The sequence below is a fragment of the Aeromicrobium sp. Root344 genome (assembly GCF_001425755.1).
Classification (GTDB): Bacteria; Actinomycetota; Actinomycetes; order Propionibacteriales; family Nocardioidaceae; genus Aeromicrobium.
On the sequence record NZ_LMDH01000001.1, the window covers coordinates 1084820 to 1102276 of the forward strand.

At 69.4% G+C, this 17457-nt stretch carries 23 protein-coding genes, 1 tRNA gene and 1 other RNA gene; 12 read left to right on the top strand and 13 right to left on the bottom strand.

What is annotated here, in order from left to right:
* Entirely contained in the window at positions 1 to 1137 is a 1137-nt protein-coding gene (locus tag ASC61_RS05290; protein WP_056210199.1) for an acyl-CoA dehydrogenase family protein, read from the top strand.
* 136 nt (positions 1138 to 1273) lie between these two features.
* Here the strand turns inward: ASC61_RS05290 and ASC61_RS05295 are convergent, their stop codons facing one another.
* The gene (locus ASC61_RS05295; protein WP_056210201.1) at positions 1274 to 1939 is read right to left on the bottom strand and encodes a TetR/AcrR family transcriptional regulator; all 666 of its coding nucleotides are present in this window, start codon (positions 1937 to 1939) and stop codon (positions 1274 to 1276) included.
* 65 nt (positions 1940 to 2004) lie between these two features.
* Here ASC61_RS05295 and ASC61_RS05300 point away from each other — a divergent pair, with 65 nt between their 5' ends.
* Positions 2005 to 3426, top strand: coding sequence for an MFS transporter (locus ASC61_RS05300; RefSeq protein WP_056210203.1), 1422 nt, complete (start codon positions 2005 to 2007; stop codon positions 3424 to 3426).
* A 60-nt stretch (positions 3427 to 3486) separates the two neighbouring features.
* On the opposite strand, the gene ffs is transcribed toward ASC61_RS05300, so the two are convergent.
* An RNA gene (gene ffs, locus ASC61_RS19315) (signal recognition particle sRNA small type) lies at positions 3487 to 3583 on the bottom strand.
* A 92-nt stretch (positions 3584 to 3675) separates the two neighbouring features.
* Between ffs and ASC61_RS05305 the strand changes: the two genes are divergently transcribed.
* The 5 genes from ASC61_RS05305 (at position 3676) to ASC61_RS05325 (ending at position 6473) form a co-directional block, all read left to right on the top strand.
* Positions 3676 to 3760: transfer RNA gene (locus tag ASC61_RS05305), tRNA-Ser, on the top strand.
* A gap of 153 nt (positions 3761 to 3913) precedes the next feature.
* Entirely contained in the window at positions 3914 to 4261 is a 348-nt protein-coding gene (locus tag ASC61_RS05310) for a YciI family protein (RefSeq protein WP_056210205.1), read from the top strand.
* A 91-nt stretch (positions 4262 to 4352) separates the two neighbouring features.
* A complete protein-coding gene (locus ASC61_RS05315) occupies positions 4353 to 4700 on the top strand; it encodes a YciI family protein (protein WP_056210207.1) in 348 nt (115 codons plus the stop codon).
* Positions 4697 to 5944 (top strand): RNA polymerase sigma factor, encoded by a 1248-nt coding sequence (locus tag ASC61_RS05320; RefSeq protein ID WP_056210210.1) that lies wholly within the window; start codon positions 4697 to 4699, stop codon positions 5942 to 5944. Before ASC61_RS05315 ends, ASC61_RS05320 begins: the two co-directional genes overlap by 4 nt.
* Before the next feature lie 100 nt (positions 5945 to 6044).
* Positions 6045 to 6473 (top strand): DUF6069 family protein, encoded by a 429-nt coding sequence (locus ASC61_RS05325; RefSeq protein ID WP_056210212.1) that lies wholly within the window; start codon positions 6045 to 6047, stop codon positions 6471 to 6473.
* A 53-nt stretch (positions 6474 to 6526) separates the two neighbouring features.
* Here ASC61_RS05325 and ASC61_RS05330 read toward each other — a convergent pair whose 3' ends face one another.
* From ASC61_RS05330 to ASC61_RS05340, 3 genes are read right to left on the bottom strand one after another with little or no spacing between them, the layout of a single operon-like run.
* Complete coding sequence (locus ASC61_RS05330) at positions 6527 to 7852, bottom strand: FtsX-like permease family protein (protein ID WP_056210214.1); 1326 nt, start codon at positions 7850 to 7852, stop codon at positions 6527 to 6529.
* On the bottom strand, positions 7852 to 8550 hold the full coding sequence (locus ASC61_RS05335) for an ABC transporter ATP-binding protein (protein ID WP_056210216.1): 699 nt from the start codon (positions 8548 to 8550) through the stop codon (positions 7852 to 7854). The genes ASC61_RS05330 and ASC61_RS05335 overlap by 1 nt, the downstream gene beginning before the upstream one ends.
* Positions 8547 to 9071, bottom strand: a complete 525-nt coding sequence (locus ASC61_RS05340; RefSeq protein WP_056210218.1) for a PadR family transcriptional regulator — start codon at positions 9069 to 9071, stop codon at positions 8547 to 8549. Before ASC61_RS05340 ends, ASC61_RS05335 begins: the two co-directional genes overlap by 4 nt.
* 93 nt (positions 9072 to 9164) lie before the next feature.
* Here ASC61_RS05340 and ASC61_RS05345 point away from each other — a divergent pair, with 93 nt between their 5' ends.
* The gene (locus tag ASC61_RS05345; RefSeq protein WP_056210220.1) at positions 9165 to 9500 is read left to right on the top strand and encodes a helix-turn-helix domain-containing protein; all 336 of its coding nucleotides are present in this window, start codon (positions 9165 to 9167) and stop codon (positions 9498 to 9500) included.
* On the opposite strand, the gene ASC61_RS05350 is transcribed toward ASC61_RS05345, so the two are convergent.
* Complete coding sequence (locus tag ASC61_RS05350) at positions 9497 to 9928, bottom strand: MarR family winged helix-turn-helix transcriptional regulator (RefSeq protein WP_056210222.1); 432 nt, start codon at positions 9926 to 9928, stop codon at positions 9497 to 9499. The two genes, ASC61_RS05345 and ASC61_RS05350, sit on opposite strands and share 4 nt — an antisense overlap.
* Before the next feature lie 67 nt (positions 9929 to 9995).
* Between ASC61_RS05350 and ASC61_RS05355 the strand changes: the two genes are divergently transcribed.
* A complete protein-coding gene (locus tag ASC61_RS05355; RefSeq protein ID WP_056210224.1) occupies positions 9996 to 10439 on the top strand; it encodes a hypothetical protein in 444 nt (147 codons plus the stop codon).
* Here the strand turns inward: ASC61_RS05355 and ASC61_RS05360 are convergent.
* The 4 genes from ASC61_RS05360 to ASC61_RS05375 form a co-directional block, all read right to left on the bottom strand.
* Positions 10436 to 11038, bottom strand: a complete 603-nt coding sequence (locus tag ASC61_RS05360; protein WP_056210225.1) for a ClpP family protease — start codon at positions 11036 to 11038, stop codon at positions 10436 to 10438. The genes ASC61_RS05355 and ASC61_RS05360 overlap by 4 nt on opposite strands.
* On the bottom strand, positions 11035 to 11646 hold the full coding sequence (locus tag ASC61_RS05365; RefSeq protein ID WP_056210227.1) for a ClpP family protease: 612 nt from the start codon (positions 11644 to 11646) through the stop codon (positions 11035 to 11037). Before ASC61_RS05365 ends, ASC61_RS05360 begins: the two co-directional genes overlap by 4 nt.
* Before the next feature lie 71 nt (positions 11647 to 11717).
* A complete protein-coding gene (locus tag ASC61_RS05370; RefSeq protein WP_056210229.1) occupies positions 11718 to 12476 on the bottom strand; it encodes a 2-phosphosulfolactate phosphatase in 759 nt (252 codons plus the stop codon).
* Positions 12477 to 12489: 13 nt separating this feature from the next.
* Positions 12490 to 13293, bottom strand: a complete 804-nt coding sequence (locus tag ASC61_RS05375) for a phosphatase PAP2 family protein (protein ID WP_082530479.1) — start codon at positions 13291 to 13293, stop codon at positions 12490 to 12492.
* 219 nt (positions 13294 to 13512) lie between these two features.
* On the opposite strand from ASC61_RS05375, the gene ASC61_RS05380 reads away from it, so the two are divergent.
* Both ASC61_RS05380 and ASC61_RS05385 read left to right on the top strand, forming a co-directional pair.
* Positions 13513 to 13815 (top strand): type II toxin-antitoxin system VapB family antitoxin, encoded by a 303-nt coding sequence (locus tag ASC61_RS05380; protein WP_056210233.1) that lies wholly within the window; start codon positions 13513 to 13515, stop codon positions 13813 to 13815.
* A complete protein-coding gene (locus ASC61_RS05385) occupies positions 13812 to 14327 on the top strand; it encodes a LytR C-terminal domain-containing protein (protein ID WP_056210235.1) in 516 nt (171 codons plus the stop codon). Before ASC61_RS05380 ends, ASC61_RS05385 begins: the two co-directional genes overlap by 4 nt.
* Before the next feature lie 2 nt (positions 14328 to 14329).
* On the opposite strand, the gene ASC61_RS05390 is transcribed toward ASC61_RS05385, so the two are convergent.
* A complete protein-coding gene (locus ASC61_RS05390; protein ID WP_056210238.1) occupies positions 14330 to 15817 on the bottom strand; it encodes a potassium/proton antiporter in 1488 nt (495 codons plus the stop codon).
* A 98-nt stretch (positions 15818 to 15915) separates the two neighbouring features.
* Here ASC61_RS05390 and ASC61_RS05395 point away from each other — a divergent pair, with 98 nt between their 5' ends.
* Complete coding sequence (locus tag ASC61_RS05395) at positions 15916 to 16635, top strand: alpha/beta hydrolase family protein (protein ID WP_235503491.1); 720 nt, start codon at positions 15916 to 15918, stop codon at positions 16633 to 16635.
* Between the two features lie 149 nt (positions 16636 to 16784).
* Here ASC61_RS05395 and ASC61_RS19320 read toward each other — a convergent pair whose 3' ends face one another.
* Together ASC61_RS19320 and ASC61_RS05400 are read right to left on the bottom strand one after the other, a co-directional pair.
* Positions 16785 to 16958, bottom strand: a complete 174-nt coding sequence (locus ASC61_RS19320; RefSeq protein ID WP_082530480.1) for a CsbD family protein — start codon at positions 16956 to 16958, stop codon at positions 16785 to 16787.
* A gap of 59 nt (positions 16959 to 17017) precedes the next feature.
* Entirely contained in the window at positions 17018 to 17449 is a 432-nt protein-coding gene (locus ASC61_RS05400) for a hypothetical protein (RefSeq protein ID WP_056210240.1), read from the bottom strand.
* Between the last annotated feature and the right edge of the window lie 8 nt (positions 17450 to 17457).

Genomic DNA, 17457 nt, shown 5'->3' on the forward strand with positions numbered 1-17457 from the left:
ATGGACTTCCAGTTGGACTCCGAGCAAGAGGCCCTGCGCGACGCCGTACGCGGCCTGCTGTCCAAGGCGTACGACACGTCCGAGACCCGCCGTGAGGTGACGAAGCAGGACCCGGGCTGGGGTGACAAGACCTGGCAGCAGCTCGCCGAGATGGGCGTCCTGGGCCTGCCCTTCGCCGAGGAGGACGGCGGCATGGGCGCCGGTCCGGCCGAGGTGTCGATCGTCGCCGAGGAGATCGGGCGGGTCATCGCACCCGAGCCGTTCGTCGAGGCCGTCGTGCTGGCCGGCGGTCTCGTTGCCGCTGCGGGTACGCCCGAGCAGCGCGCCGAGATCCTGGGCTCGCTGGCCGAGGGCGGCCTGGTGCCGGCGTTCGCGCACACCGAGCCCGCGTCGCGCTACGAGCTCACGGCCACCGGCGTCACGGCATCGGGCAGCGGCGACTCCTGGACGCTCAACGGCGTCAAGGAGCCCGTGCTCGGCGGCGCACGAGCCGACCTGCTGATCGTCAGCGCCGCTGTCGACGGCGGCACCGGACTCTTCCTGGTGAAGCCCGACGCCGAGGGCCTCACGCGTACGGGCTACACCACGTTCGACGGTGGCCGCGCGGCCCACGTCGGCTTCGCCAACACCCCGGCGACGCCTCTGGGCGAGCCGGGCGCCGACCAGTCGGCCGTCATCGCAGCGACCGTGGCGCGGGCCCAGATCGCGTACGGGCACGAGTCGCTCGGGGCGATGGAGACCGCGCTGCGTACGACGACCGAGTACCTCAAGACGCGCAAGCAGTTCGGCGTCCCGCTCATGACGTTCCAGGCGCTCACGTTCCGGGCGGCCGACATGTACGTCTCACTGGAGCTCGCACGCAGCACCGTCACGTGGGCGACGCTGGTCCTGCTCGACGGCGGCGACGCAACGGAGGCCGCCTCACGCGCCAAGCTGCAGGTCAGCAAGGCGGGCCGGCACATTGGCCAAGAGGCGATCCAGCTGCACGGTGGCATCGGCATGACCGCGGAGTACAGCGTCGGGCACTACACGAGCCGCCTCACCGCGATCGACCACGCCCTCGGCGACGGCCGGCACCACCTCAACCGGCTCGTGTCGACCCTCGGCGACCACGGCGTCGTCGAGCCCCTGCCCTGAGCCTTGGGCGGTGACCTAGGTCGAACCCTTCCCCCGAGGCGGTGGCCCAGGTCGAACCGTCGATCTGACGCGGTGGCCCTGGTCGAACGCGGAGGTCGCGGGTTCGACCTAGGTCACCGCCCAAGGCAGCGCGACCTCAGGCCCGGGCGAGCGCCTTTGCGTCGGCCATGACGCCGGCGACGAAGATGGCGATGCCGTCGGAGTAGTACTCGTCGGTGTTGGCGCACTCGATCATCGCGTCGGCGGCTGCGCGGAGGCGCGGGTAGCGGTCCTCGGGCAGCGACGTGAGCATCGCCCGTTTGCGGTCGAGCTCCTCCTGTCGCCGCTCGGGCTTGAACGCGAGCTCCGCGCCCGGCTCCCGGCTGACGAGCGTCATCGCGATCTGCAACGTGTAGTGCGCCACCGCCGCTGAACGCTCGACGTCGAACCCCGCAATGGAGAGCTTGTCGAGGAACCGCTCGGTCAGGTCACGGCCCACCTCGGCCTGCATGATCTGCTGAGCCACGAGCGGAGACGCGCTGGGGTGGGCGCGCATGACATCCACGAGCGACGTCATGGCCTCGCGGAGGTAGTCCTCCAGCGGCAGGTCCTCGTCGGGGATCCGGAGGGACGACACCACGGCGTCGCCGACGGCGGCGAGCAACGCCTCCTTGTTGGCGAAGTGCCAGTAGAGCGCCATCGGCGTCACGCCGAACGCGTCAGCGACCTTGCGGACAGTCAGCGCGTCGAGTCCTTCGGCATCGACGATCGCGAGGGCGCGTTCGACGACGAGGGCCGGATTGAGCGAGTTCTTGGGCTTCACAGTTGACAACTATACGGCATACATGATTCCTTTACGTCGTACATTTACAACGTAAAGGAGTGGTCATGAACGACCGCAGGAACATCTGGGCTCTCGTGGCCGTCGCGCTTGCGACGTTCATGACATACCTCGACAACAACATCATCAACGTGGCGATCCCGGTCATCGAGCGGGACCTGCACCTGACGACCTCCGGCATGGAATGGATCGTCAGCTCGTACATCCTCACGTTCGCCGGCCTCATGCTCGTCGGCGGACGACTCGCGGACCTGTTCGGTCGCCGTCGCCTGTTCCTCGTCGGCCTCGGCGTGTTCACGCTCGCCTCTCTCGCTGCCGGCCTCTCCGGCGACGTCGGCACGCTGATCGCCAGTCGCGCGGTGCAGGGCGTCGGCGCAGCGCTGCTCACCCCGACGACGCTGGCCATCATCTCTGCCACGTTCACCGACAAGCGCGAACGCAACGTCGCGGTCGGCATCTGGGGCGCCGTCGGCGCCCTGGCCCTCGCCGCGGGGCCGCTGCTCGGCGGCCTGCTGAGCGAGCACGTCGCCTGGGAATGGATCTTCTTCATCAATGTCCCGCTCGGCCTGATCACCGCGGGCATCGCCACGTGGGCGATCGACGAGTCCCGCGATCCGGTGACCCGCAAGCTCGACCTGTCGGGACTCCTGGCCTCCACGATCGCGCTCTCGGCCCTGACGTACGCCCTGATCGAGGGCATCTCCCGCGGGTGGACGTCGACGCCGATCATGGCGGCGTTCGTCGTCGCCGCGGCAGCAGGAGCGGCGTTCGTGTCGATCGAGCGTACGGCGACCGATCCCATGGTCGATCTGGCGCTGTTCCGCGACCGGGTGTTCACCGGCGCGATCGTGTCGCTGATGCTGTGGGCGTTCGGGCTGTTCGGGATCTACTTCTTCACGTCGCTCTACCTCCAGGGCGTGCTGGGCTTCTCCCCCACGCGCGCCGGCATGACCTTCGTGCCGATGGCGTTGTTCATGGCGGTCGCTGCAGCAACGTCCGAAGGTGTCGCCCGCCGCTTCGGCGCCCACCGATCGGTGACGTTCGGCATGGCGCTGATGGGCACCGCGATCGCCTCGCTGGCGCTCCTTGGAGCCGATGCCGGAGCGATGGACCTGATGCCGAGCTTCATCGCGATCGGCATCGGTGGCGGTCTGACCATCCCGTTGACGGCGACGGTCCTCGGCGTCATGCCTGCGGACCAGGCCGGTGTCGCCTCGGGCGTGTTCAACACGTCGAGAGAGCTCGCGGGCCTGCTGGGCATCACGGTCATCGGCGTCATCCTGAGCAGCCGCGAGGACTCGCTCATCGCCTCGGGGCACACGCCGGTCGACGCGTACCTGGGCGGCTACCGCTTCGGTCTGGTCATCGCCGGGCTCCTCGTCGTCGCCGGCGCGGTCGCAGCATGGGCGGCACTCCGCAAGGCCGAGGACGAGCCGGTGCTCAACGAGGACGTGCTCGTCGGCGTCTGACCCACGGACCGCGACGCCCCGCCACCATCCCTCCGGTGGCGGGGCGTCGCGCTCGGAGCATGAAAGGACCCCTCGCGCACCCGACAGAGCTCACTGACCCTTGCTGCCTTCCGGCCCTGGGGGAGTTGGGTGATGTGTCGCCGCGCGAGGGGCTGTCGTCCATCATACGGAGCGCCCGCGTACGCCCTCAAGTCGGGCGCGGCCGTACCGATTCGTCGGCAACCATGCCGGACCGGTAACCTCGTCCGCGGAGGATTCGCATAGTGGCCTAGTGCGCTCGCTTGGAAAGCGGGTTGAGTGAAAGCTCTCAGGGGTTCGAATCCCCTATCCTCCGCCGAAACGCGAGGAGCCCGGCTGACGCCGGGCCCTCGCGTTCTTTGCTGGTCGCCTTACGAGCTGACCCGGCGGAGGCTTGCCTCCGTCCCTGAGCTGCCGCCGCACCCCCGGGCCTCTGGCATCTCGCGCCGATATCCGACAGGCTGACGACATGACCCAGTACCTGCTTGCCGTGCACTCCAGCGCCGACGACTACGACCGCTCCTTCGAGGAGATGCAGCCCGTCTTCGAGACCGTCGACCGGTTCAACCAGAAGCTCGTCGCCGACGGCATCTGGGTCTTCGGTGGCGGCCTCGAACGCATCGAGGCGGCGACGACGGTCGACGGCACCAACGGCCAGACGCTCGTCATCGACGGGCCGTACCTCGAGACCAAGGAGTACCTCGGCGGTTTCTGGGTCATCGAGGCGCCCGATCTCGAGACCGCCCATCGCATCGCCCTCGAGGCTTCCGAGGCGTGCGGCGGCAAGGTCGAGGTGCGCCCGTTCCAGGCGGAGTGAACTTGTCCGTGCACGGTGTCGTATCCGAGCTGCCCCGTTCGTGGAGAGGGTAGAGGCGGTCGACCGGCCACCATCGACGAAGGGAAAGACCATGACTCAGTACCTGCTTTCGGTGCACGGACCCTCCGAGGTCTGGGACACACCGCTCGAGGAAGCCCAGCCGATGTACGAGGCGACCGACCGGTTCAACGACAAGCTCCGCAAGAGCGATGCGTGGGTCTTCGTCGGCGGCCTGGAACGACCCGAGACCGCCACGACGGTCGACGGCACCGGCAACGACGTCATCGTCACCGATGGCCCGTACGCCGAGACCAAGGAGTACCTCGGTGGCTTCTGGGTCATCGAGGCGCCCGACCTCGACGCCGCGCTCAAGATCGCCTCCGAGGCGTCCAAGGCCTGCGGCGGCAAGGTCGAGGTCCGACCGTTCGCAGGCGAGTGACCCAGAGCTCGGACCTGCGCGCGGAGATCGACCGGATCTACCGCGAGGAGTACGGCCGGGTGGTCGCTTCGCTCGCCCGTCGATTCGGCGATCTCGACATCGCCGAGGACGCGGCGGCCGAGGCGTTGGTCAAGGCGGTCGAACGCTGGCCAGATGACGGCATCCCACCCAACCCGGGCGGCTGGCTGACCACGACTGCAGCCAACGGCGCCATCGACCGTATCCGCCGCGAGTCCCTGCGTGACACCAAGCACCAGGCGGCCATGATGATCACCGACGACACCCCCCACGAACCGACCGGACCGGTCGAGGACGACCGGCTCCGGCTGGTCTTCACCTGCTGCCACCCGGCCCTCGCTCCCGAGGCCCGCGTGGCGCTGACCCTGCGCCTGCTCGGCGGCCTCACGGTCGAGGAGATCGCCCGCGCGTTCCTCGTGGCCGAGACGACGATGGCGCAGCGCATCACCCGCGCCAAGGCCAAGATCAAGGCCGCGCACATCCCCTATCGCGTGCCGGAGCGCGACGACGTGACCGATCGCCTCGGCGCTGTGCTCGCAGTCATCTACCTCGTGTTCAACGAGGGCTACCTGTCGAGCGCCGGCGACGATCCCGTGCGCACCGAGCTGACGGCCGAAGCGATTCGCCTGGGCCGCATCCTCCGGCAGCTCCTGCCCGAGGAGGGCGAGGTGGCCGGCCTGCTCGCCCTGATGCTGCTCAGCGAGGCGCGGCGCACCGCCCGGTTCGCCGGTGGGGAGCTCGTGACGCTCGACGAGCAGGACCGCAGCGGCTGGGACCGCACCCTCATCGCCGAGGGCCATGCGCTCGTGCGCGAGTGCCTCGCTCGCGTCGCGTCGGGCTCGGCGGCTCCTGGCGCGTACCAGATCATGGCCGCGATCAACGCGGTCCACACCGACACCCAGGATCACCGCGACACCGACTGGTCGCAGATCGTGGCGCTGTACGACCAGCTGTACGCCGTCAGCCCCACGCCGATCATCGCGCTCAACCGTGCCGTCGCCGTCGCCGAGCTCGACGGGCCCGACGTCGCCCTGGCGATCGTCGACTCGCTCGACCTCAGCGGCTATCACGCCTGGCACGCCGCCCGCGCCGACCTGCTGCGAAGGCTGGGGCGCAGTGCCGAGGCGCGAACGGAGTACGACGCCGCGATCGCCGCGACGCAGAACCCGGCCGAGACGGCCTACCTGTCCCGCCGCCGCGCGCACCTGGTCGATCCGAACGCCTGAGGACGAAGAAAGTTCTCTCCGACCTGTCGTATCGGCCGAGCACCGTTCGTGGAACTGGTGAGAGGCAGCAACGGGCTGCTTCACCAGCCAGGAGCTCGACATGACCATCACCACCGCTTCCACCGTCCGCACCACCGCCTCGACCACCACACCCATCTGGCGTCCCGCCGCCGCAGCCGGCGTCACGGCAGCCGCCGTCACGGCAGCGGTCGCGGCCGTCGCCCACGCCGCCGGCGTGTCGCTGACCCTCGACGGCGAACCGATCCCGCCGTCGGGGTTCGCAGTCATGACGCTGGTGTGCACCGCCATCGGCTTCGGGATCGCGGTCGCGCTGCGCCGCTGGGCCCGGCGCCCGCAGCGTACGTTCGTCCGGACGTCAATCGCGCTGACCGCGCTGTCGTTCCTCCCCGACCTGCTGGTCCCCGCGGCTTCGGCCGACACCCGGGTCACTCTGATGGCAACGCATGTCGTGGCCGCGGCGATCGTCATCCCCGTGATCGCCGCGCGACTCGGCCAGTCGCATCGCTGACTGCGTACGAGGCCCGGAACCCGATCACGGGTTCCGGGTTCTCGTCGTTACGGCTACTCGGTACGCAGGTTGAGCGGCGAAGCAGCCCGGCGGCTCCATGGCCGGACCGCCCGAACCGAGAGCACGGCTGCCAACCAGACCAGCCCGACCGTGACACTGGGGCCGAGGACAAGGGCGAGCAGCAGCTCTGCCAGCGGGTCGCCGGTGAGCAGCGGCATCGGCACAGCCCCGAGTATCGAGCCCCCTGCTGCCAACGGAAGGGCGACCAACGTGATCTCGCGCCTCGAAGCCGCCTCGAGCTCGGAGTCGAGCATTCCGGTCGCGGCAAGGAACGCCACCTCGCGCCGGCGGTCGAGCAGGGACTCGACGGAGTGCACGGCCATGGACCCTGCGGCGACGAGCAGTCCGACCAGCAGGGCGATCGCCACGAGGGTGGCGCCCGCGAGGTAGGAGGAGTCCTCGTTGCCCCACACGTCGAGCACGAAGCTGACAACACCCCCGCTGACGAGCGAGATTCCTCCGATCGCGGCGGCCGCCCGGCCGGCGGCCCGGGGATCGGCCATGATGCGCTGGGCGGCGATCAAGGCAGTGGGGCTCGCCGTGCGGCGCTGCAGGCGCCGCGCCATCCTGTACGCCACCCACGGCGCCAGCAGCACGAGGGCGACGATCACGAGCGCGATCACGACGAACGCCACGAAGTCGGTGCCGTGGTCGGTGCTGAGGGCCGTGGGGATCAGGAGAACGGCCAGTGCCAGGAGGGCCAGCCCCCAGGGCCGCGGAGCCGGTTGCCGCTGACGGCGGGTGACTCCGAAGGGCGACTCGACCACCGCGCGGGAGGCATGCCACCCGACGTACGTCCCGACGACCGCGACGGCAACCACGACCACGACGGTCTGCCACGCGTTCGGCCCGGACACCGTGGGGACGATCGCGTAGTTGGATCCGCCGGGCCAGCTGCTGTCGTCCTGCCGGCCGCCGAGCAACTCACGCAGCAGCGCGAAGACACCCGTGCCGAGTGCCGCGCCCACCGTCACCGGGATGCCCACCTCGATGGCGCCGAGGCGGCGCACCTCGGACGTCGTCGCGCCAGCCACCCGCAACGCAGCGAGCCGCCGATCACGGTTGGCCGTGCCCAGGCGCACGGCCTGGTCCAGCAGCAGGAGCGGCGGGAGGGTCAGCAGCACCACCGCGAAGATCACGCCGCCCCGCGTGCTCCCATCGCGCACGAACGAGGCAAGCTGCTCGTCGAAGTCATCGCTGAGCACCAGCAGGGCCACGGCGACGAGCAACAGCCCTGAGACGACCGCCGTGCACCCGGCGAGCAGCAGGGACCGGGCCCAACCGCCGGCGCGAGCGAGAGTCCATGCGAGGGAGAACATCAGACGTCCACGCGCTGCTCGTTGCAGCCGTCGCGCAGCACGATCTCACGGTCGGCCGAGGCGGCGACCCGATTGTCGTGCGTCACCAGGACCAGACTCGCCGCCGTCTCCCGAGCGACGTCCAGCAGGACCTGGAGCACCCGTTCACCGTTCACGGTGTCGAGCGCGCCGGTCGGCTCGTCGGCGAAGATGACCCTCGGTCCGGAGACCAACGCTCGCGCGATCGCGACGCGTTGGGACTCGCCGCCCGACATCTCACCGGGGCGGGCATCCGCCAGCTCGTCCGCGTCGAGGCGTTCGAGCCAGCTGCGGGCGGCGGCGAACGATGCCGCCTTGTCATGACGGTCGAGGAGCAGCGGCAGGGCGACGTTCTGGGCCGCAGTGAGCTCGGGAACGAGCTGCCCGAACTGCAGCACGAGACCGAAGTCGCGACGTCTCAGTCGGGAACGCTCAGCCTCGCCGAGGTCGTCGAGGAGCTGCCCGTCGTACGTCACGCGACCGGACTCGGGCCTCAGCACTCCCGCGGCACACAGCAGCAGCGTCGACTTCCCACTGCCCGAGGGCCCGGTGATCGCCACGATCTCACCAGCCGCCACCGACATTGACGCTCCCTGCAGGGCGTCGGTGCGGCCGAAGGACTTCCGGATGGCCTGGGCATCCAGCAGCGCCGCACTCCCTGATCGCTCGCTGAGGCTCATGCGCTTCGTGTCCTGTCTGCTGCGGCACGCTCAGCCGCTGTCTCAAGCCAGCGGAGGTCGGCGTCCAGGTGGGAGATGGTGTGGTCGATCGCGATGCTGACCGCGGCGCTGGGGGCCTCAGCCCGAGCCGCGACGAGGTCGCGCATCACCGCGAGATGGGTGATCCGCTGCCGCTGCAGGAACGCCGTGGCATCGGAACCCCTCAGCAAGGAGGTGACGGTCTTGCGCACCAGCTCGTCCGCCGCGTAGGGCCCTGCGGACTCCGTGGCCCCGAGCCAGGCACGAAGGGACTCGACCCCGGCTGGCGTGATGGCGTAGGTGGTGCGCTCGGGGCCGCCCTCCTGGTGGGTCTCGGCAACCTCGACAAGACCGTCCTTGGCGAGCTTGGCGAGAGCGGCGTAGACCTGGCCGTACGCCAGAGGCTTGGCGCTCGGGAACCGCTCGTCGTGGATCCGCTTCACGTCATATCCGTGGGCCGGCCTCCGCTCGAGGATGCCCAGCAACACGTGTCCGATAGCCATGCGGCCGACTATACACAACATGAATACTCGCGGTGCGAATCTGCTCAGAGCAGAATTTCGCCGGGTTCTCGACGTTTGTGCCTAGGCTGAAGCATGACCGAGATCGTCCGCCTGCACGCCGTCCCGAACCACCGCGTCATGGATCCGGAGCCGCTCTGGCGAGAGGTCCTGGGCCAGCGGCTCCGCGCCCTGCGAGCCCGCAGGGGCGAGACGCTCACCGAGACGGCCGAACGTGCCGGCATCTCGCCGCAGTACCTCTCCGAGATCGAGCGCGGGCTCAAGGATCCGTCCAGCGAGGTCCTCGCCGCCGTCGCCGGTGCGCTCGGTGCAACCTTGATCGACCTGACGTCCCAGGTCACCGGCGACCTGCGCTCGTACGCGTTCGGGGTCCCGCAGGTCTCCAACCAGGCGCTCCTGCTCGCTGCCTAGTCCTCGAGGATGGCGCGCAGGTCGGCGTGCAGCGCCGCCCTACGACGCTCGCTGAGCGGTGAAAGCAGGTCGTCGGAGATCCTGGCGGCGACGTCCTGCAGACGACCGAACTCCGTCGTGCCGCGGCTCGTGACCGCGATCAGCTTGCGCCGCCGGTCGGACGGGTCGACGCTGCGCTTCACGAGCTTCAGGTCCTCGAGATCGTCGATCGTCGAGGTCACGTCGCTGGGATCCAGCCCGAGGTTGGTGGCGAGCGACAGCTGACTCGTCGAGCCGTTGTCGGTGAGCCACGCGAGCACGAGCATGTGCCGCAGCCGCATGCCGCGCTCCTGGAGCTGCGCGTCGAGCTGTCGCTTGGCGACCTTGGCGGTCTGGGACAGCAGGTATGTCGTCAGTGTCATCAGCGACGACGGATGGGACGCAGGCATGCCCTCATGCTAGACCCGGACCAATGTTAGGCTCTACCTATTATTGGCATTGACCAAGGAATACGACATGACAATCATCAACGAGATGTCCTTCCTCGTCGGGACGGCGAGCGGCCCGGAGACCGTCGCGGCTTCCACGTGGAGCCCCGCCAAGCGCGGCCGCAGCACGGTCACCGCGACTGCCGAGCTCGATGACGGCGTGCTCGTGCAGCGCGTCGACGACGAGTTCGACGACGGATCGCACTTCGCCGGACTCAACGTGTTCACGCTGGACCCTGAGACCGCGGAGATCCTCTGCTACGGCTTCGACACGTACGGCTTTCCCCCGGACCCACCTGGCCGTGGCTCTTGGCAGGACGGCGAGCTCGTGCTGGAACGCACCACCCCGCGGGGTTCCGCACGCATCGTCTTCGCCCCGACAGCGACCGGCTACACGTGGCGCAAGGACTTCCGGCCCGGCGACGCGCACGAGTGGCAGCCCGTGGCGACCGCGGACCTCCAGCGCACCTAGGCGGCCACAGGCGTACGACGCTGCAGCACCTCGTCCGCCAACCCGTACGCGATCGCGGCGTCGGCGGCGAACACCCGGTCCCGGTCGGTGTCGGCCCGCAGCGCGTCGACGGTCTGCCCCGTATGCGTCGACAGGATCGACTCGATCGCGGCACGGATGCGTACGACCTCGTCGGCCTGCAGGATCAGGTCGGGGATCGCGCCGCGGCCCTGGACCGCCGGCTGGTGCAGCACGACCCGGCTGTGCGGCAGCACCGAGCGCCGGCCCGGCTCGCCGGCGGCAAGCAGCACTGCACCCGCTGCGATCGCCTGGCCCACGCACGTCGTGGCGACCGGCGCCTGGATGAACTGCATCGTGTCGTAGATCGCCAGCATCGCCGTCTCGTCGCCACCCTCGCAGTTGATGTAGAGGTTGATCTCCTGCCCGGGACCGTCGGCCTCGAGGTGCAGGAGCTGGGCGATCAACGCGTTGGCGACCCCGGAGTCGATCCCGGTGCCGAGATAGATGATGCGCTCGGCCAGCAGGTGCGAGTAGACGTCCATGATCCGCTCCCCTCGCGGGTGCTGGGCGATGACATTGGGGATCGTGTACGAGCTCATGCGTTCACTCCCATCGCGAGGTGCTTCTTGGTCGGCATGACCTGCTCGAAGTTGTCGACGATCGCGTCGACGAAGCCGTAGTCGACGGCCTCCTGGGCGGTGTACCACCGATCCCGGAGCGAGTCCTCGAAGATCCGCTCGACGGGCTGCCCGGTGTCGTCGGCGATGATCCCGAGCACCGTGTCGCGGGTGTAGCGCAGGTCCTCGGCCTGCAGCTCGACGTCGACCGCGGATCCGCCGATGCCGGCCGACCCCTGGTGCATGAGGATCCGGGAGTGCGGCAGGGCGTACCGCTTGCCCTTGGTGCCCGACGACAGCAGGAACTGTCCGGCGCTGCAGGCGAGACCCAGCGCGAGGGTCGCGACGTCGCACGGGACGAGCCGCATCACGTCGCGGATCGCCAGCATCGACGGCACCGAGCCGCCCGGCGAGTGGATCCAGAGCACCGCGTCGGCGACCGGATCCTCTGCCGCCAGCGTCAGCAACTGGGTCGCCAGCAGCGTGCCGTTGTCGTCGTCGAGGGGTCCGTCGAGCACGAGGACGCGCCGGTGCAGAAGCTGCTGGCGCATCTGCCCGGAGAACAGGGTGGTCTTGTCGTTGTCAGCCATACCTCCATCGTGCGTACGTCTGACGCTGCGCAGAAGGCCTTGCTGCTGCAGGCGGATCAGCCCAGAGCAGATCAGGGCGCGGCGATGAACCCGCGGTCGCTGAGCAGCGGCACCGTCGTGCTCGTGCCGACCTCGGCGGCCACGGCCACGTCCTCGGCGAAGCCGGCGTCGACGAGCTCCCGGCCGCTGGCGCACGCCATGAGGTGCGACTCCTCGCGGCCGGCGATCAGCCGGTAGGCGTCTGCGGCCATCGCGGCTTCTGGCGACAACCCCGGCCAGTCGTGGTCCTCGAGGGCGGCGAGCACCGCACCGGCGCCCCAGAGGTCTTCGATGGCCGGGCGCAGCGAGCCGTCGGGCCATCGCTCGCCGGCGGCCACGACCGCGATCGAGGCGCTCTCGGCGTCGTGCTCGCGCGCGATCCAGTCGGCAACAGCGCGGGCGTTGCGCAACGACGCGCCCACCACGGTCGTGACGGCCGACGCGAGCTGCACCGAGATCGCCGAACCGTTGGGCGACGGGAGGACGAGCCTCTCCATCGGAGCAGCAGCGCGTACGCTCACCGGCGACAGGCTCACCTCTCCGGGGCCGGCGGCACCCCGCCCGAGGGCCAGGACCGCTCGATGCTGGGCGGCGTAGGTCGGCGCATCCTCGGCCTCCCACGGATAGGGCAGCACGACGATGCCGAGGTCGGCGGCGACGCTGAGCGAGGTCGAGAACGACAGCACGTCGACCACGACAGCCACGTCCGCGCCCTCGGCGATCGCTGCGCCGCCGACGGCGCCCCAGTCGAACCTGACCCCGTGTGCGGCCTGGTGCAGGACAGAGTTCACAGGTCTGACTGTGTCAGAGCGTGAGCGCGGCGTCCTCGTGGGTGACGACTGGACTGCGTCTCTCCCACGCGATGACGCCGCCGAACGCGGCGAGGACCACGAGCCAGCCGACGACCGCGTCGAGCACCCAGTGGTTGCCGGTGCCGACGATCACGATCGTCATGATGCCGGCGTAGGCGAGACCGAGCGCCTGGACGATCTTGGGGACGCCGGCGCGGATCAACACGATCGCGACCCAGAGAGCCCAGCCTGCGTGCAGCGACGGGAAGGCCGCGAGCTCGTTGGTCATGCCGCCGAGTCCCTTGGGGGCCGAGGCGTCCGCGCCCCACCAGCCCGCAGCCGAGTGCAGGCTGAGCACGTCGACGTACATGCCGCTGATCATGCGCGGCGGTGCCGTCGGCATGACGAGGTAGAACGAGAGCCCCATGATCGTCGCGAACACCAGCGCACGGCGGGCGGTGACGTATTCGGAGACGCTGCGGCGGTAGATCCAGATCAGGACTGCTGCCGTCGCGATGTAGTGCGTCGTGGCGTACCAGTAGCTGCCGAACAGGCCGAGCCAGTCGTACTGGACGAACTTGTCGTTGAGCCACGACTCGGCATCGATGCGCCAGGACTTCTCGAACGCCAGCACGTCGAGCGCACGCCCGCGAGCCGGTGCGAAGTCGTTGGACGCGAGCAGCCGTGAGGCGCTGTAGCCCACGTAGAGGATCGCGAGGAACGTCAGCTCGATCGCACCGCGCTTGAGGCCCAAGGGCACACCAGATCTGCGTACGACTTCGGTACGCCCTGTCTGCTGCTGTGACGACTGTGTCATCACGCCTCCTGCGCCTTGATACCGGGCCGGAGCCCGGCCGAAGGCGCCCAGGTGCGCCTTCCTGTTGCCACCCTGTATGCCGGCTGTTGCCTTCGGCAACCAGAGACAACCCTGATTTGTTCCCTGAGACTACCGTCCCGCACCGACGTTTTCGGAACAAGTTCCTGATCTGGCCACGCACCACCGCCGGGCCTCAGGCAGGCTGTCTACACTGACCGGGTGATCTTCAGGAGGGTGAGCGAGGGACGCCCCTACCCGGACCACGGGCTGACTCCGAGCACGTGGGCCCAGATCTCCCCGTCCCAGGTGCGCCTTGACGACCTCACGACCACCAAGACCCAGCTGGACCTCGAGCACCTGCTCGACGACGACTCGACCTACTTCGGCGACCTGTTCGCCCACGTCGTGAGCTGGGACGGTGAGCTGTTCCTCGAGGACGGCCTGCACCGCGCGCTGCGCGCCGCCCTGCAGCAGCGCAACATGCTGCACGCCCGCGTCCACTCGATCGAGAAGTCGGCATGACGAGGGCTTATCAGGCGCTGACCCTCGTGGTCGCGGCCGCGATCTTCGCGTTCGGTGGCATCACCGGATTCCGGCTGCTGACGTCGAACGCCGACACCGCGGACCAGGCGGCCACCTGCACCCCCAAGACCGTGCAGAAGGGACAGCGGCTCGACAGCAACCTCGTGACGGTCAACGTCTTCAACGCGTCGAACCGGGCCGGTCTGGCCAACCGCGTCACGATCAACCTGCAGACCAACGGCTTCCTCGGCGGCACGATCAGCAACAGCCAGAGCGCCACCAAGCCGAGCAAGGTTGCGATCCTGACCGACGACCCCCGCGATCCACGCGTACGCCTGGTGGCGCGCCAGTTCAAGGACAAGGTCGCCTATCGCAAGCCCGACATCACGGTCGACACCGGTGTGATCGTGATCGTGGGCGACGACTACTCCGGACTGCGCAAGAAGGCGCCGACACGGATCACGTCGGACCGCGACATCACCGCCTGCGTCGCCACCGTCCCGCTGCCGTAGGACTAGGTCGGGCGTCCCCAGCCGGCGAGGCGGCCGTGGCGGCCGACGGCACGCAAGCGGTCCTCCGCCCGCTCCCGCACGGCCCGGTCGGCGACGATCAGCAGGTCGTCGTGGATCGCGATGCGATCGGTGCGGTGGGGCACGAACGTCGTACCGTCGCGGACGACCAGCGACACGGACGCACCGATCGGCAGCCGCAGCTCGCCGACCTCGACGCCCGCGAGCCGGGATCCCTTGGGCACGTGGATCTGCAGCAGGTCGGCAGACACCCGTTCGAGCGGCGCGGCCTCGACCTCGACGTCACGCACCTCGTCGCTCAGCACGCCGCACCAGGCCGCGAGGCGGGACAGCGGCGCCGCCTGGACCAGGGTGTAGATGACGACGGCCACGAAGACGACGTTGAAGAGATCGCGCGAGCCCGGCACGTCAGCGGCCAGCGGGATCGTGGCGAGCACGATCGGCACCGCCCCGCGGAGTCCGGCCCACCCGACGAACAGCTGTTCGCGCAGGCCGCGCTTGAACCAGACGGCGCAGACGACGACCGACAATGGACGGGCCACGAAGGTGAGGATCGCACCGGCGGCGAGACCGTGCCAGACGTGCCACCAGCGCAGCTCGTCGGGGCTGGCGAGCAGGCCGAGCATCACGAACAGGCCGATCTGGGCGAGCCAGCCGATGCCCTCGACGAACGACCGGGTCGCCACGCGGTGCGGCAGCTCGGTGTTGCCGAGCACGAGCGCCGCGACGTAGACGGCCGCGAACCCACTGGCGTGGACGTACGCCGCGGAGCCGTACGCGAACACCGCGATCGCGAACACGACGAGGGGGTAGAGGCCTGAGGCCGGCAGGGCGACACGGCGCAGGCCGTACGCACCGATCCACCCGATGGCGAAGCCGATGGCACCGCCGGCGACGAGCTCGAACACGATCAGGCCGATGAGTGCCCAGATGCCGTGGTCGAGCGCGTCCCCGGCGCTGATCGCCACGACGAGCACGACGATCGGGGCGTCGTTGAGGCCGGACTCGGCCTCGAGGGTTCCGGTCACGGAGTGGCGCAGCGGCACCGCGCGCAGCACCGAGAAGACCGCTGCCGCGTCGGTCGGCGTCAGGACGGCGGCGAGCAGGATCGCGAGCTCCCAGGGCAGGTCGAGCAGGTAGTGCCCGCCGGTCGCGACCACCGTGACGCTGACGACCGAACCGAGGGTCGCCAGCAGCAGTCCGTAGCCGAGGTTGGGCCTGACGTGCTCCCACTTGGTCGTCAGACCACCCTCGGCGAGGATCAGGACGAGGCCACCGAACCCGAGCGCGTGGGCGAGGTCGGCGTCGGCGAACTCGATGCCGAGCCCGGAGCTGCCGAGGATCAGGCCGAGGAAGAGGTAGACGAGCAGCGAGGGGAGGCCCGCCGTGACCGAGATGCGTACGGCGAGAACTGCCAGCACGAGGACGCCGGAGCCGATCAGGAGGAACTGGTCGAGCTGGTCGGCATCCACGAAGGCTCCTCCCACGGTGTCGACGGACCCTGATTCTATCGGTCGTCGAGCGTGCGCCTGACCGTATGCGTACGATGCCGACGGCACAGGAGGCTGGCGTGGACGTGATCCGCTACGGGGACGACCCGGCGCAGTTCGGCGAGCTCAGCCGACCCGACGGGCCTTCCAAAGGCGTGGTCGTCGTGGTGCACGGCGGGTTCTGGCGAGCGAGGTACGACCTCTCACTCGGCCGGCCGCTCGCGGCATCGCTGGTCGAGCACGGCTGGACGGCGTACAACCTGGAGTACCGCCGCGTCGGCAATGGCGGCGGCTACCCGCAGACGCTCGACGACGTCGCCGCGGGCATCGACGCACTCGCCGCCGTCGACGGACTCGACACGTCTCGGGTCATGACGCTGGGACACTCGGCGGGTGGCCACCTCGCGGTGTGGGCAGCCGGCCGCAGTGGCCTTGCCGGTACGCCCTGGGCAACCGTCGCCGTGCCGGTGACCGCCACGATCTCGCAGGCCGGCGTGCTCAACCTGCACACGGCGGTGCACCTCGGCAGCGGCGCGGCGCGAGCGTTCATGGGCGAGCAGACCGATCTCGCCTATGCCGACCCGAGCGCCCAGATCCCGCTGCGCGTACCGGTGCGCTGCGTGCACGCCACCGACGACGACACCGTGCCGATCAGCCAGTCGATCGAGTACGTCGACCGGACGAATGCGGCGGGCGGAGATGCCGAGCTCATCGAGGTCGACGGCGACCATTTCGTCGTGATCGACCCCCAGTCACCTGCGTGGGCACGGACGCTGGAGGTCCTCGAAGCGCTCCGGTGAGGCGGTGACCTGCTCGCCCATCAGAGCGTGAGGCGGTGACCTGCTCGCCCATCAGAGCGTCTGATGGGCGACTGACCCACCGCCCCACGGGTCGCGGGCACACAGAAGCGCCCCGACCAAGTGATCGGGGCGCTTCCATGAATTGACGCTCAGTGCTTGAAGGCGTCCTTGACGTTCTCGGCCGCGTCCTTGAGGTCGGACTTGGCCTGATCGCCCTTGCCCTGGCGCTCGAGCTCGTCGTCGCCCGTCGCTCCGCCAACGGCTTCCTTGGCCTTGCCCTTGGCATCCTCAGCGGCATTGCTCAACTTGTCATCCAGTCCCATGATGGGGCTCCTTTCGTTGGCTTCGTCCGACGTACCCGGATCGCGGCGTCGTAACCGCCTCAATCGGGAGTGGCCTCATGGTGCCGGCGGCCGTGCGTACGGCGGTCCTCCTTCATCTCGGCCTCGAACAGGTGCGTACGCCCCTCGGCAAGCGCCTCGCGTGCCGACCTCTCGTGCTCCTTGAACGCGGCGTAGTAGCCCGCGTCGTACTCCTCGACGACCTGGAACGTCCAGCGCCCCTCCAGCACGTTGCGGCCGATCAGCTCGGTCGAGAGACGGTCGGCGATCTCGTCATGGCCGGCCTGGCGAAAGAGGTCCACGGCCTCGTCGAGCGCGAGGTCGGCCTCGCCGGTGCGGCGGTGGAACGTGTAGAGCAGCCCGCGGGCCTCCTCGATGACCTCGAGGGCCTCGCTCAGCTTGCCCAGCGCCTCGACCGTGACGTCGTCGACACCGTCGGGCCGTGTGTGCTCAGATCTCGGTGACTCACCCATGCGTCCAC